The organism is Rhodococcus sp. YH3-3 (genome assembly GCF_001653035.1).
In the GTDB taxonomy this organism is placed as follows: domain Bacteria; phylum Actinomycetota; class Actinomycetes; order Mycobacteriales; family Mycobacteriaceae; genus Rhodococcus_F; species Rhodococcus_F qingshengii.
Genome location: NZ_BCWH01000003.1, coordinates 704,213 through 717,866, shown reverse-complemented (window position 1 = coordinate 717,866; position 13,654 = coordinate 704,213). Strand labels below are relative to the sequence as shown.

The window sequence follows — 13,654 nt, the reverse complement described above, 5'->3', positions numbered from 1 at the left end:
ACTCGGACCCGCGACCACGCAGCGCACCATCCACCGGGGACCGTCGACGCCGATGAACCGCAGGTCCATGTTGGCCGTCACAGCAGCCAGTTCACGGCCCCACGGGCCGTTCTCGACGCTCACCGCGGAATTGTCGTCGCGAAGCGACTGCGCGAGCTCGGCAACGACCTCACGCCACTGACCGGGCGATTTCGGGGCGGCGTAGGCAGCAACCGTGATGCGGCCGTGCTCGGTGACCAGGTGCACGGCCTGCGGCGAACCGTTGGGCGCCATCTCGACCTGCAACTGCCCGCCGGTCGGCATCGGCACCAGAACGGAACCGAGATCAAGACGCTGACCGTCACGGCCTGCCGTCGGATCGTCGGAATCGATCTCCGAGATGTCGTAAGGGCCTTCCGATTCGTCACCGAACTCGTCGCCGGTGACTTCGAGATCGTCTTCGACCTCGTCGATCTCCACCGACTCGTCGTTCTCGTCACCGAAGAAGCTGGTGGTTTCCTCGTCGACGTCTGTCTTCTTCTTGCGTCCGAACATGATTCAGACTCCCTCTCCGACTACCGCGCCAGGCGCATCGGTATCGAGTATCGCGTGCCCGCCGCTGGAACCGTAGCCTCCGGTTCCTCTGGTCGTGTCGTCCAGCGATTGGACTTCCTCGAAAACCGGAAGTTCGACTCGTTGAACCACGAGCTGAGCGATTCGGTCACCGCGGCGGATGTCGATGGCTGTGGCCGGATCGAGATTGATCAAGCAGACCTTGAGTTCGCCCCGGTATCCCGCGTCCACGGTTCCGGGCGCATTCACGATCGACAGTCCCGATTTGGCGGCGAGTCCGGAACGCGGATGGATCAAGCCGACGGTGCCCACCGGCAAAGCGATCGCGATCCCCGTTCCGACCAGTGTTCGGTGGCCGGGTTCGATGGTGACGTCGCTGGTGGAGCACAGATCCACACCCGCATCTCCGGGATGCGCACGCTGTGGAACGGGCAGGTCTGGATCCAGTCGCTTCAAGGCGATGGAGAGATGGTCGCTCACGTGGGCCAAGACTACTCGTAGCGACGGACTATCCTTGACAGGTGCCCGAAACATCTCGACCTGACGTCGCCACCACAACGCCCCCGTCCACGACGCTGTACTCCGAGCGCCTGTGGGTGCCGATCTGGTGGTGGATCGCCGGGCTGGCCGTAGCCGGACTCCTCGCGGCCGAGGTCCACATGGGCCGCCCGGGGCTTCTCTCGTACCTGGCGTACGTCGTACTACTCCCGATCCCGATCTGGGCGGCATTCTGGCTCAGCCGGATGCGCGTCGAGGTGGTGGAGACAGCAGGGGTGAAGGAATTGCACGTGGGTAGAGCCCACCTGCCGGTCGAATTGATTTCACGGGCGGCAGCAGTGCCGGCTTCCGCGAAGAGTGCTGCGATGGGGCGCCAACTCGATCCGTCGGCGTTCGTCCAGCATCGCCCATGGGTCAAGACAATGGTGTTGATCGTGCTCGACGACCCGGAGGATCCCACGCCGTACTGGTTGGTGAGCACACGTCGTCCCGCTGATCTGCTGGCTGCGCTGGATCTCTGACCAGCGCGGTCACAGCAAAGCAGTACTTCCCGACCCTTGGTCGACCCTCGCGCTGACGGGTCGACCACCGGGAAGGGAGATCAGGCAGCGCAGTCCATGCATACGAGCTGTCCGTTGGCATCACTGGCCAGGCGGCTGCGGTGATGAACCAGGAAGCAGCTCGAACACGTGAACTCGTCTGCCTGCTTCGGAACAACTCGAACCGAGAGTTCCTCGCCGGAAAGGTCGGCACCCGGCAGCTCGAAGGACTCCGCGGTGTCCGTCTCGTCGATGTCGACGACGGCTGACTGCGCTTCGTTGCGTCGCGCCTTCAGCTCCTCGAGCGAGTCCTCCGAAACCTCGTCGGACTCTGTACGCCTCGGTGCGTCGTAGTCAGTTGCCATCTCGTCTACCCCATCCTCTTCGTGTATCCCGGTCCCGTGTGCGCCGAGAATCCGGTAGATCCTTGATGCGCATGGAAACCGCCGTGGCATCCAGATCATTCCCTGTCGCTGCATAACGCTGCAGGACTGGAATTAGTGCCCGGAAGTTCCTTCCGAGAACGTGATCTGCGCCTCATTTGGTTGTCATTTCGGCGTCCGGCCGATGCCCAGTTGAACGACCTGGGCCGCCAGACAGTAGCCGACGTGAGCACGAAAGTAGTAACCGAATCGGAAATTTCCGAAAAATGACTGCGAATTGTCACCAAGGCAAGAGCAAGCTGTGACCTTTCCACGATGTTTTCGGGCCGAATCCGGGTAGAAACAGGCCGGTAATCGGCCAACTGCCGTTTCTCAATCGACAAGGACTCGACGCGTCGAGCCTCGCTTCGGCTGTCTCGTCACACAGGCCCTCTAAGGTAGGCACCGAACGTCATGCCGGCGCCGCTCGGCCCGATGGCGAAGTAGAAGTTTCGTCAAGAAAGTCGAGGGATACCGTGGTTTCTCTGATCACCGAAGGCAGCTCTACCGATGACCAGGGACGTCCGTTCCGCCGTCGGCGCGCGTGGCCGGTGATCGCCGTGTTCGCGGTACTCGCATTGATCGGCAGTGTCTTGTGGGTCCGCATCCTGAGCGCCGAGGCGGAAGTCAGTGACACCGTCGCCTGCAACCTGCCGCAACCTTCGTCCGATCCTTCGGCAGCGGCGCCGCTACCGCTGGGAACCGTCGTCGACCGCTCGAAGCTGCTCGACGTGGATCCCGCTCCCCTCGCCGCCACCAAGGTTCGTGTGTTCAACGCCAACGGTGAACACGGCCAGGCGGCCCAGGTGGCAGCGCAACTGAGCGAGTTCGGCTTCTCCAGCGCGCCGGACGTCCAGGTCGGAAACGACCCCGTCTACGTCGACCAGAACATGGAGTGCCAGGGTCAGATCCGATTCGGAGCGAACGGCCTCGCCGCCGCTAGTTCCGTCTGGCTGGTCGCCCCCTGCGCCGAACTGGTCCAGGACGGCCGCGGCGACGACACCGTCGACCTGGCTCTCGGCACCTACAACAAGGGCGCCCTGACCCCCAACACCGACGCCACCGCGATCTTGCATGCTCTGGCCGAGCAGCCCGCAAACGCCGAAGTCGCTCCGATGGACATCGCACTGCTCAAAGCAGCGCGCACGGCGCGCTGCTGACAGGCCTCAGCTCGGAATCGGCTGATCTGCGCCGATCGAACTGAGCATGTGCGCGAACTGCTCGGCGATCGCCGGAGCGACTGCGTAAACGACATCGCCGTCGGCGGACGTGGAATTGGGCGCCGGGACGTTGATCACGGCGCCCGCTTCGGAAGCGATCAAGGAGCCGGCTGCCCAGTCCCACGGACTCAGTCCGTGTTCGAAGTGAGCGTCGACCCGGCCGGTGGCAACCATGCACAGATCCAAAGCCGCCGAACCGATGCGTCGGATGTCGCGGACCTGCGGCAGGATCTGCCCGATCAACGTGCCCTGCACCTTCCGGCGATCCGCTCCGTAACCGAAGCCGGTGGCCAACAGCGCCATTGACAGCTCGGTCACCTCATTGGCTTGCAGGTCGCTGACGACGCCGTCGGCCGTGGTCATGGTTGCACCGCCGCCCCGATGCGCGGCGTACGTGGTTTCCAACGACACGTCGACGACAGCCCCGGCTACCGAGACCCCGTCGATCTGTACGGCCACCGAGATGGCGAACGCGGGGATTCCGTAGAGAAAATTCACCGTGCCGTCGATGGGATCGACAACCCATCGAACTCCCGCGGAATCGTCGGTGTCTCCGCCACCTTCCTCACCCAGGATCGAATCTGCAGGGCGCAATTGCGCCAGAAGGTCGCGAATCACTTGTTCGGTTTCGGTATCGACCACCGTGACGGGATCGGTGGGTGTGCTCTTCGCCGCAACCGAACCACCCTCGGCGGCACCGGAACCCACCAGGCCGAATACCTCGGGCCGACGCAAGCGGACGTGTTCGGCTGCGCGTTCGGCGACGGCTACGGCTACTTCCCGCAACTGTGCGGGGTCCAGAGAATCAGCGGAAAAGTCGGGCAACGTTCTTTCTGAAGGGCGCACCGGACCATCGCAACACATCTCTACCGAGGGGCACCACTCGAACGTCTCGAGGTGGACGGTTCGAGAGGACGCGCCCGGGTCCTTGTTCGGGTTAGTGTTTGCAACGGTAGATCGTGACCTCGAATTCGACACTCAGGAGCGCAGGACGATGACAACCACAGGTTTCGGGATCGACGTCGGCGGCAGCGGCGTCAAGGGCGGCACGATCGACCTGAGCACCGGGGAAATGATCGGTGACCGCATCAAGATCCTGACCCCGCAGCCGTCCACACCCGATGCGATCGCGGGCACTGTCGCCGAGATCGTCGAGCAGGCCAAGTGGACCGGTCCGGTCGGCATCACCTTGCCCGCTGTCGTGACCGGCGGCGTCGCGCGAAGCGCCGCGAATATCGACAAGTCCTGGATCGACACCGACGCCGCCACTCTGTTCGGCAAGGCACTGGGCGGGCGCGAGGTCACCGTCCTCAACGACGCCGACGCTGCCGGAATCGCCGAGGACTCGTTCGGAGCGGGCAAAGACACCTCCGGCGTCGTGATCTTGTTGACCTTCGGCACCGGAATCGGATCTGCCGTGCTGCACAACGGAGTTCTGTTGCCCAACACCGAGTTCGGCCACCTCGAGGTCGACGGCAAGGAAGCCGAGCACCGGGCGGCGTCGTCGGTGAAGGAGAAGAAGGACTGGAGCTACAAGGAGTGGGCGGTCGAGGTCTCGCGAGTTCTGACCACCTTCGAGAACCTGCTCTGGCCAGATCTCTTCATCGCCGGAGGCGGAATCAGCCGCAAGCACGAGAAGTGGATTCCGCACCTGACCAACCGCACGAAGGTCGTCCCCGCCACCCTCCTCAACACCGCGGGAATCGCCGGAGCTGCGCTCGCATCGGTCGGACTGACTAGGCCGGCCTCCGTCGCCGGATGAGAAAACCCGCACGTGAAAAGCGGAAAATCTACCTGTTACGGCCCGCCGTGACGTAAGAGTTTCCTGAGAGTCGTTACAATGGTGAAGTCCGGCTGCGCGCCGGCCAACAACCATTGACCTCTCCGCCGGATCACCACTCTGGCGTGACGCCGCACGACACCGTCACGAAAGGGCGTACGTGGCAGCCACCGATACACGTCAGACTGCTGATTCTCCATCAGAGTCAGAGCCACAATCTCCAGCCGTGGAGGCGGCCACCGTCACCGCTCCGGCAGCCAAGAAGGCTCCGGCGAAAAAGGCCCCCGCCAAGAAGGCAGCAGCAAAGAAGGCTCCGGCCAAGAAAGCTCCGGCCAAGAAGGCAGCAGCTAAGAAGGCCAGCCCCAAGAAGGCCGGCGATCCTGACGCCGAAGACGGCGATGTCGAGTTGGAAGACATCGACATCACGGACGGCGACCTTGCCGAGGTCGAGTCCGATGTCGTCGAGGTCGTAGCAGTCGGCGAAGACGAAGAGACCGCTGCAGAGCCGTCCGAGAAGGACAAGGCTTCCGGCGACTTCGTCTGGGACGAGGAAGAGTCCGAGGCTCTCCGCCAGGCACGCAAGGATGCCGAACTGACGGCGTCCGCCGACTCGGTTCGCGCCTACCTCAAGCAGATCGGCAAGGTCGCACTCCTCAACGCCGAAGAGGAAGTCGAACTGGCCAAGCGCATCGAGGCCGGCCTCTACGCCGTGCAGATCATGCAGGACCTCGCTGACAAGGGCGAGAAGTTGCCTGCGGCTCAGCGACGCGACATGAGCTGGATCTGCCGCGACGGCAACCGCGCCAAGAACCACCTCCTCGAGGCCAACCTCCGCCTGGTCGTCTCGCTCGCCAAGCGCTACACGGGCCGCGGCATGGCGTTCCTGGACCTCATCCAGGAAGGCAACCTCGGTCTGATCCGTGCAGTCGAGAAGTTCGACTACACCAAGGGTTACAAGTTCTCGACCTACGCCACGTGGTGGATCCGTCAGGCCATCACCCGCGCAATGGCCGACCAGGCTCGCACCATCCGTATCCCGGTACACATGGTCGAGGTCATCAACAAGCTCGGCCGTATCCAGCGTGAGCTGCTCCAGGACCTGGGCCGTGAGCCCACGCCGGAAGAGCTCGCCAAGGAAATGGACATCACGCCGGAGAAGGTGCTGGAAATCCAGCAGTACGCGCGTGAGCCGATCTCTCTCGACCAGACCATCGGCGACGAGGGCGACAGCCAGCTCGGTGACTTCATCGAGGACTCCGAAGCTGTTGTCGCAGTCGATGCCGTCTCGTTCACCTTGCTGCAGGATCAGCTGCAGTCGGTACTCGAGACGCTGTCCGAGCGCGAAGCAGGCGTGGTTCGCCTCCGCTTCGGTCTCACCGACGGTCAGCCGAGGACTTTAGACGAAATCGGACAGGTCTACGGCGTCACGCGTGAGCGTATCCGCCAGATCGAATCGAAGACGATGTCGAAGCTGCGCCACCCGTCGCGTTCGCAGGTTCTGCGCGACTACCTCGACTAGTCACACCAGCTATGCACACAAGAGCCGCTCTCCGGATCGCCGGAGAGCGGCTCTTGTGCGTTTGCCGCCTCAGACCAAGAGTGTGTCCCGGAGTTGTGCGACATCGTCCTCGCTCAACTGAAGGCCGTCCCGGACGTAGTTGTCGAAGTTGCCGTACACCCGATCCACCGTGGCGAAAGACGTGTCCAGCCAAGACTGTTCGACGCCGTCGATGAACGCGCTCCCCGTGCTGGGTCCGGTGAGGTACTGATTGCTGAGCATGTAATCGGCGTTCACGTCGGTGCGACTCACGCCGAGGACGGTCAGGAGAACTGCGGTCATCCAACCGGTACGGTCCTTGCCCGCCGAGCAGTGGCAGAGGACTGCACCGTCGGTGTTCGCGACGTTCACCAGCGCGTCGTGGAATGCGCGGCTCGCCCCCGGATCGGTCACCATCAACGCGTACATCGTCGGCATGTCCACCAGCGCCGGGAGGTTGGCGGGGTTGGTTCCGATGACGTCGAACCAGTTGCTTCGCGCCCCGTTCGGAAGGCGATCCTGCGAGAGCGTTCGTTCGACGACCGTACGGAAGTCGTCGACCGATTCCACTCCGCGTTCGCTCAACGACGCGAGATCCGACGGTGTCAGCTTGTCGAGGGCATTCGAGCGAAATACCTTCCCCCACCGAACGGTCTGCCCGTCCGCGGCGACGTAGCCACCGATGTCACGCGCGTTCGACGCACCCTCGAGGTGTAGCGATCGATCCGTGGCAACCTGCGCAGCTGTGGGTCCGGCGTGGTCGAGAGCGGGAATTCCACCGGCGAGCGCCGGGACCGGTGCACACGAGATGATCAGCGCACACAGAGCGGTCGCGGCGGGACGGGCGATTCTGTTCGACATCCGGACAGAATAGGACCGCAATCAGGACTTCGTACGAACCTTGATGTACAACGAGGCGACCGGTTCGATAACTCTTGCCGCCACCGGGCCGATGACCGCCATCAGGAGCACGTAAGCAGTTGCCAATGCGGCAAGTTCGGCGTCGACGGCGCCTGCGGACACCGCGAGGCCTGCGATGATGATGGAGAACTCACCGCGGGCGATCAGAGCGGCACCGGCGCGCGCCTGACCCATTCGCGCGACACCCTGACGTCTGGCCGCCCAAGCGCCGGTTACCAGCTTCGTGATCGCCGTGACCACTGCCAGGATCGCGGCCCATCCGAGGACTGGCGGAATGGAACTGGGATCGGTGTTGAGACCGAAGACCACGAAGAACATTGCGGCGAACAGATCTCGAAGGGGCTCGAGCACGCGACTGGCATTGTGCGCCGTCGACCCCGAGATCGCGATTCCGAGGAGGAATGCGCCCACAGCCGCCGACACCTGCATCGCCGAACTGATGCCGGCGACCAACAGTGCGGCACCGAGCAGCTTGAGCAGGAGCGTCTCACTGTCGGGACTGTCGAGGAGGGCGGAGACGTACCGTCCGTATCGGAGGGCCACGACAAGAACCACGGTGATGACCAACAACGAGATCCCGACCGCTTCGAGCCCGCCCATGAAGCTCACGCCCGCGAGCATCGCGGTCAGAATCGGCAGGTACAGCGCCATCGCCAGGTCTTCGAACACCAGAATCGACAGCACGACCGGTGTCTCGCGGTTACCGAGGCGCCCCAGGTCGCTGAGCACCTTGGCGATGATTCCCGAAGACGAGATGTAGGTGACGCCGGCCATGACCGTCGCCCCCACGACGCCCCAGCCGAGCATCAAGCCGACAACCGCGCCAGGGGTGGCGTTGAGGACGATGTCGACGATGCCGGCTACCCGCGAGCGTTTGAGACCGGTGACGAGCTCGGCCGCAGTGTATTCGAGCCCCAAGAGCAGCAAGAGCAGGACGATCCCGATCTCACTTGCCAGATGGGAGAACTCGCCGATGTCGCCGAGCTGGATGAAACCGCCCTGTCCGAAGCACAGGCCGCCGATCAGGTAGAACGGGATCGGCGACATGCCGACGCGAGCAGCGAGCCGTCCGAGCAGTCCGAGCGCGAAGAAGACCGCGCCGAGTTCGATCAGTGCGAGGGTGGTTGTGTCCACGCGCCAGTCAGCCGTTGGCCAAGATTTTTGCCGCTGCAGCCAAACCGTCCGGCGTTCCGACTGCCACGAGAAGGTCTCCCCCGGTGAACGTGAAGTCGGGGTTCGGAGACGGGCTCACCTGTCCTGCCCGCATGACGGCGACGATGGACACTCCGGTACGCGTGCGCATGCCGGTGTCCCCGAGGGTCTGTCCGTCGTAGCGAGAACCGTCCTTGATGTAGAGCTGTTTGGTTCGAATGCCCGGAAGATCACGGTGCTCTTCCTCGAGCTGAGCAACGAGCTGTGGGGCACCCAGGAGATTGCTGAGCGCTGCCGCTTCCTCGGTGGTCAGAGGCAGCGAGGCAGCACACGCGTCAGGGTCGTCTGCCTTGGAAACGATGAGGTCGGTATGACCGTCCCGATGGGTGACGACACCCACGCGACGACCGGAAGACAGAACAAAATCCTTGCGCGTCCCGATCCCCGGTAGTGGGGTGACTTCTACGTTCATATACCAACGGTAGCGCCGATCGGTGACCTGCATCGCGGGAGGGCCGTAATCCGCAGGGCACAGTTCACGACCGGCCAACCGGCGACCTACCGAACCGGCGAAAACACGCCGTTCTCGCCCGGAAAATACTCGACGACAGCGGTGACGGCTGCGACGGGAATCGGGGCGTACAGATGCGGGAATCGCATCGATTCCGGGTCCGAGGGGACACCCGGTTCGTACTTGACCTGACCGCCGAGCAAGGCCGGATCGATAACCAGAAGGACTATGTCGTCACGGCCGGCAAAGATCCGATTGGCCGGGAGATGAACTTGCGCCGGAGTCGACATGTGGACAAATCCCTCCGCCTCGAATCCGTCGGGGATACGTTCACCGAGCTGTTGTGCCCGCGCCCACTCCTCGCGCGTGCACATGTGGAGCAACTCGACGCTCTCGTCGACAAGTGGTTCGCGTCCCGGGTTCATCCGCCCAGAATATCGGGCTGAGGTCGGCGATCCGAATCAGCTGTCAGCGAACAATCTTCACCCGAGAATGCCTGCCCAGCGCATTTCCAGTGAGACACAACACTAAGAAACGCCTTCGGGAACAACCCGTAAACCCCAAACGTCTGTAAGAGTGGATCTACCGCGCCATTCCGACGCGGCGGACCAGGCCCCAGGCACGCGGCCCGAATGCCGCAAAGCCAGTACGGAGGAGTCATGCCCGGAACACTGACCAGCCCACAGTTGACCGCTGCCGACCGGTGCGACCGGTGCGGTGCCGGAGCACGCGTACGCGCCGTGCTTCCCACCGGCGGCGAGCTTCTCTTCTGCGGACACCACGCAACCGAACACGCGGATCGACTTCGCGAGATGAATGCCGTCGTCTCCGAAAGCGAACCCGCAATCTGACCTGTCAGCCGGGGGTGGCCTCTTCACGAGGCGCGCCATGAACGCCAGAACGGGCGATCACAGTCACTGTGATCGCCCGTTCTGCCGTTCCGGGGTCGCAAGCACGCGAAGCGTGCGGGACCGGTATCGGCTGCTACCAGCTGCGGAGAATCGCGATGCGTTCGGTCAGCTGATCGACAGTAGCGATGGCCGTCGGCGGACCGCCGCACACCCGGCGCAGTTCCGCGTGAATGATGCCGTGCGGCTTACCGGTGCGGTGGACGTTCATCGCCACCAACCCGTTCAGCTCCTTGCGGAGCGCACCGAGCTGATCTGCCGTGGCCGCTCGATCGGATACCACTGCCGCCGTGGGTTGCGGGGCGGCAGCCTTGGCCGAGTTGGCCTGGACCTGTGTCTGCTGGCGTTGACGCAGCAACGCCCGCATCTGATCGGCGTCGAGTAGACCTGGCAGACCGAGGTAGTCGGCTTCCTCGTCACTTCCGGCGAATGTCGCGGTACCGAAGGACGATCCGTCGTAGATCACCTGGTCGAGTTCGGCATCGGCGCCCAGGGACGTGAACGCCTTCTCCTCCTCGCCCAGCTCGTCCTTCTGCTTGTTCGCATCGGCGAGCAGGTCGTCTTCGAGGCCGTCCTTCTCACGATGCGGCTTGCCGAGTACGTGATCACGCTGGGCCTCGAGCTGTGCGGCAAGGTCGAGAAGCACCGGCACCGACGGCAGGAAGACGCTGGCAGTTTCGCCCTTACGACGCGAGCGCACGAAGCGCCCGATCGCCTGAGCGAAGTACAGCGGAGTCGACGCGCTGGTCGCGTACACACCGACCGCCAGACGGGGAACATCGACGCCCTCGGACACCATGCGGACCGCGACCATCCATTTCTGGTCGCTCGCACCGAATTCGGCGATTCGCTTGGACGCGGTGGGGTCGTCGGACAGCACGACAGCCGGCTGTTCGCCGGTGATCGCGGTCAGGGCCTTCGCGTACTCGCGGGCCACTGTCTGGTCCGTCGCGATGACAAGTCCGCCGGCATCGGGCATACCGGTACTGCGCAGCTGCGCCAAACGGGTGTCTGCTGCTTGCAGCACGGCAGGAATCCAGTCGCCGGCAGGGTCCAAGGCCGTGCGCCAGGCCCGAGTCGTCTGCTCGGCGCTCAGCGGCTCGCCGAGTCGAGCGGTGAATTCCTCGCCGGCGTTGTTTCGCCACCGTGCCTCGCCCGAGTAGGCGAGAAACACGACGGGGCGAACCACGCCGTCCTTGAGGGCATCCGAATATCCGTAGGAGTGGTCGGCTTTCGAGCGGAGCAGACCTTCCTTGTCCGGCTCGTACTCGACAAAAGGAATGGCACTGTCGTCACTGCGGAACGGGGTTCCGGTCAGTGCGAGACGCCTGGTCGCGTCGCCGAACGCTTCACGAATGGCGTCGCCCCAGCTCTTGGCGTCGCCGCCGTGGTGGATCTCGTCGAGGATGACCAGCGTCTTGCGGCCCTCGGTCCGCACACGATGCTTCGACGGGTGCGAGGCAACCTGGGCGTAGGTCAGCACGACGCCGTGATAGTCAAGCGAGGTCTGGCCGGTCGAGTTGGAGAACCGCGAATCCAATGCGAGGCCGGAGCGCTGTGCGGACTCCGCCCACTGGTGTTTGAGGTGCTCGGTCGGCGCCACGACGGTTATCTGGTCGACCGTCCGGTCACGGAGCAATTCCGAAGCTACCCGCAGAGCGAAGGTGGTCTTACCTGCTCCCGGCGTTGCGACCGCCAGAAAGTCACGCGGGCTGCTGGAAAGGTATTTGGTCAGTGCACGGCGCTGCCATGCACGAAGGGAACCGGTAGGGGCGCCAGGTTGGGTTCCCGCGGATTGAGCTCCGGCGGGTTCGGGCGACTTGCCGAACTCGGCTGCCACGGTCTCAGACGTCATAGGCCGCGCCTCCACTGGAATCGCACTGTTGTCTCGCGCTCCTCGAATTTTCATCAATGTCCGGCGACGAGCCTAGCCGCCGCCACCGACCAAAGCCGCACTCGAAGCGCGTACTCATGGCCGTTCTCACTCCGGCCGGCGAGGTTTCGCTTCTCTCGCATCCTGCCGACCTGCACGCGAATTGTCTCAGAAATGTGCGACACGTCGGCGCCATGGTTGGGCAACCGGGTGTGTCGTCAGGGATGCTGGAGACATCATGAGTGAAGCGCGAGGCGAGAAGTCGAGCGGAAGTGATCTGCACCACCGCAGATGGCATCCGCTACGCCGCACCGGGCAGTTGATCGGTCGAACCCTGAGCAAGGCCTGGGACGATTCCATCTTCGGAAAGGCAGCTACGGCCGCGTTCTGGCAAACGCTGTCGCTTGCTCCCCTGCTGCTCGGCCTTCTGGGAATGATCGGCTACATCGGTGGGTGGTTCGGACCCAACACCGTCGAGATCATCGAATCCAAGATCGTCACGTTCAGCGGAACGATCTTCAGCGAAAGCGTCGTCGACCAGATCATCCGCCCGACGGTGACGGACGTCCTTCAGCGCGGACGCCCGGAGATCATCTCCGTGGGCTTCCTGCTGTCCCTGTGGGCGGGATCATCGGCGATCAGTACGTTCGTCGACTCGATCGTGGAAGCACACGGGCAGCAGGATGCCCGCAATCCCATCTGGCAGCGCATCTTCGCCCTGCTGCTCTACGTGATGTTCCTGGTGATGGCGGTGTTCATCCTGCCGCTGGTAGCTCTGGGGCCGACGCTCGTCGGGCGAGCACTGCCGGCCTCCTGGTACGTGGTCGGATCGAATCTGGTCGACACGTTCTACTACCCCGCTGTCGGTCTGCTGGTGATCATCGGCCTCACGACGCTCTACAAGGTCGCTCTGCCGAAGTCGCTGCCGTGGCATCGGCTGCTCGCGGGCGCCCTGGTCGCCGGTGTGTTCTTCATGGCCGCCAGCACCGGATTGCGCTGGTACCTGGGATTCGTCACCAGCACCGGCTACACGTACGGCGCACTGGCAACGCCGATCGCGTTTCTGCTCTTCACGTTCTTCCTCGGTTTTGCCGTCGTGCTCGGCGCCGAGTTCAACGCGACGGTTCAGGAGTTCTGGCCGGCTCGTGCCACTCGGATGGAGCAGATGCGAGAGTGGCTTGCGGCTCAGAACACCGACGAAAAGACCGGTCCGGTCACCAACCTGACCTGGCACCTGGCCACCAGCCCGATCCGCATCTCGGGCGACAAAGCGGACCCGGCCACGGTCCCCTCGTACGGGCGGCCCCGCAGCAGACAAACCGAGAGCAGACAATCGGAGTCGCGCCAGAACTCGTGCGTCGACCAAGATCCCTGCGATGAACCGCACGCAGACGCGAAGAGCCCGGCGGCCGACTGCGTCGAGGCTGTCGATCCGCCGAGCTCCGGAAGTACTCCCGCTCGCCTGACCCGAGGTCAGTCGCCCTTACGGAGTCCTTCGTAAATCTTCTTGCAGTCCGGGCACACCGGTGATCCCGGCTTGGCGGACTTCGTCACGGGAAACACCTCACCGCACAGCGCGACGACATGGGTTCCCATGACGGCGCTCTCGGCGATCTTGTTCTTCTTCACGTAGTGGAAGAACTTCGGGGTGTCGTCGTCGGTCGTTTCGTCGGTGGAGACGTCGGGACGTTCCTTGGTTTGAGTGCTCACCCCTCCAATAATGCCGTCTCCGTCACAGCGG

At 63.7% G+C, this 13,654-nt stretch carries 16 protein-coding genes; 6 read left to right on the top strand and 10 right to left on the bottom strand.

Annotated elements, in window-relative coordinates:
- The coding region (locus YH3_RS28620) for a DUF3710 domain-containing protein (RefSeq protein WP_154100381.1) at window positions 1-534 on the bottom strand (534 nt) is incomplete at its 3' end.
- A 3-nt stretch (window positions 535-537) separates the two neighbouring features.
- On the bottom strand, window positions 538-1,032 hold the full coding sequence (dut, locus tag YH3_RS28615; RefSeq protein WP_054188513.1) for a dUTP diphosphatase: 495 nt from the start codon (window positions 1,030-1,032) through the stop codon (window positions 538-540).
- Between the two features lie 41 nt (window positions 1,033-1,073).
- On the opposite strand from dut, the gene YH3_RS28610 reads away from it, so the two are divergent.
- A complete protein-coding gene (locus YH3_RS28610; protein WP_003942596.1) occupies window positions 1,074-1,571 on the top strand; it encodes a DUF3093 domain-containing protein in 498 nt (165 codons plus the stop codon).
- Window positions 1,572-1,651: 80 nt separating this feature from the next.
- Here YH3_RS28610 and YH3_RS28605 read toward each other — a convergent pair whose 3' ends face one another.
- Window positions 1,652-1,954: a DUF4193 domain-containing protein gene (locus YH3_RS28605; RefSeq protein ID WP_003942593.1), complete on the bottom strand. Its 303-nt coding sequence runs from the start codon at window positions 1,952-1,954 to the stop codon at window positions 1,652-1,654.
- A gap of 533 nt (window positions 1,955-2,487) precedes the next feature.
- Between YH3_RS28605 and cei the strand changes: the two genes are divergently transcribed.
- On the top strand, window positions 2,488-3,171 hold the full coding sequence (gene cei, locus YH3_RS28600) for an envelope integrity protein Cei (RefSeq protein ID WP_003942618.1): 684 nt from the start codon (window positions 2,488-2,490) through the stop codon (window positions 3,169-3,171).
- A 6-nt stretch (window positions 3,172-3,177) separates the two neighbouring features.
- On the opposite strand, the gene YH3_RS28595 is transcribed toward cei, so the two are convergent.
- Entirely contained in the window at window positions 3,178-4,056 is an 879-nt protein-coding gene (locus YH3_RS28595) for an inositol monophosphatase family protein (RefSeq protein WP_047269355.1), read from the bottom strand.
- A 169-nt stretch (window positions 4,057-4,225) separates the two neighbouring features.
- Here YH3_RS28595 and ppgK point away from each other — a divergent pair, with 169 nt between their 5' ends.
- Window positions 4,226-4,993 carry a polyphosphate--glucose phosphotransferase gene (gene ppgK, locus YH3_RS28590; protein ID WP_047269356.1) on the top strand — a complete coding sequence of 256 codons (768 nt, stop codon included), beginning with the start codon at window positions 4,226-4,228 and terminating at the stop codon, window positions 4,991-4,993.
- 112 nt (window positions 4,994-5,105) lie between these two features.
- Complete coding sequence (locus YH3_RS28585) at window positions 5,106-6,530, top strand: RNA polymerase sigma factor (RefSeq protein WP_370333980.1); 1,425 nt, start codon at window positions 5,106-5,108, stop codon at window positions 6,528-6,530.
- A gap of 69 nt (window positions 6,531-6,599) precedes the next feature.
- On the opposite strand, the gene YH3_RS28580 is transcribed toward YH3_RS28585, so the two are convergent.
- The 4 genes from YH3_RS28580 to YH3_RS28565 form a co-directional block, all read right to left on the bottom strand.
- Entirely contained in the window at window positions 6,600-7,409 is an 810-nt protein-coding gene (locus YH3_RS28580; RefSeq protein ID WP_064444540.1) for a tyrosine-protein phosphatase, read from the bottom strand.
- Between the two features lie 21 nt (window positions 7,410-7,430).
- Entirely contained in the window at window positions 7,431-8,603 is a 1,173-nt protein-coding gene (locus tag YH3_RS28575) for a cation:proton antiporter (RefSeq protein ID WP_003942634.1), read from the bottom strand.
- A 7-nt stretch (window positions 8,604-8,610) separates the two neighbouring features.
- Window positions 8,611-9,093, bottom strand: a complete 483-nt coding sequence (locus YH3_RS28570) for a cation:proton antiporter regulatory subunit (protein ID WP_021344116.1) — start codon at window positions 9,091-9,093, stop codon at window positions 8,611-8,613.
- A gap of 86 nt (window positions 9,094-9,179) precedes the next feature.
- Entirely contained in the window at window positions 9,180-9,557 is a 378-nt protein-coding gene (locus YH3_RS28565) for a DUF952 domain-containing protein (RefSeq protein WP_064444539.1), read from the bottom strand.
- 234 nt (window positions 9,558-9,791) lie between these two features.
- Between YH3_RS28565 and YH3_RS28560 the strand changes: the two genes are divergently transcribed.
- Window positions 9,792-9,983 (top strand): hypothetical protein, encoded by a 192-nt coding sequence (locus YH3_RS28560; protein ID WP_003942643.1) that lies wholly within the window; start codon window positions 9,792-9,794, stop codon window positions 9,981-9,983.
- A gap of 133 nt (window positions 9,984-10,116) precedes the next feature.
- On the opposite strand, the gene YH3_RS28555 is transcribed toward YH3_RS28560, so the two are convergent.
- Window positions 10,117-11,895: a DEAD/DEAH box helicase gene (locus tag YH3_RS28555; RefSeq protein ID WP_064444538.1), complete on the bottom strand. Its 1,779-nt coding sequence runs from the start codon at window positions 11,893-11,895 to the stop codon at window positions 10,117-10,119.
- A 256-nt stretch (window positions 11,896-12,151) separates the two neighbouring features.
- On the opposite strand from YH3_RS28555, the gene YH3_RS28550 reads away from it, so the two are divergent.
- Window positions 12,152-13,414, top strand: a complete 1,263-nt coding sequence (locus tag YH3_RS28550; RefSeq protein WP_030536891.1) for a YihY/virulence factor BrkB family protein — start codon at window positions 12,152-12,154, stop codon at window positions 13,412-13,414.
- Here the strand turns inward: YH3_RS28550 and YH3_RS28545 are convergent.
- The gene (locus tag YH3_RS28545; protein WP_003942602.1) at window positions 13,387-13,623 is read right to left on the bottom strand and encodes a DUF3039 domain-containing protein; all 237 of its coding nucleotides are present in this window, start codon (window positions 13,621-13,623) and stop codon (window positions 13,387-13,389) included. The genes YH3_RS28550 and YH3_RS28545 overlap by 28 nt on opposite strands.
- Window positions 13,624-13,654 lie beyond the last annotated feature (31 nt).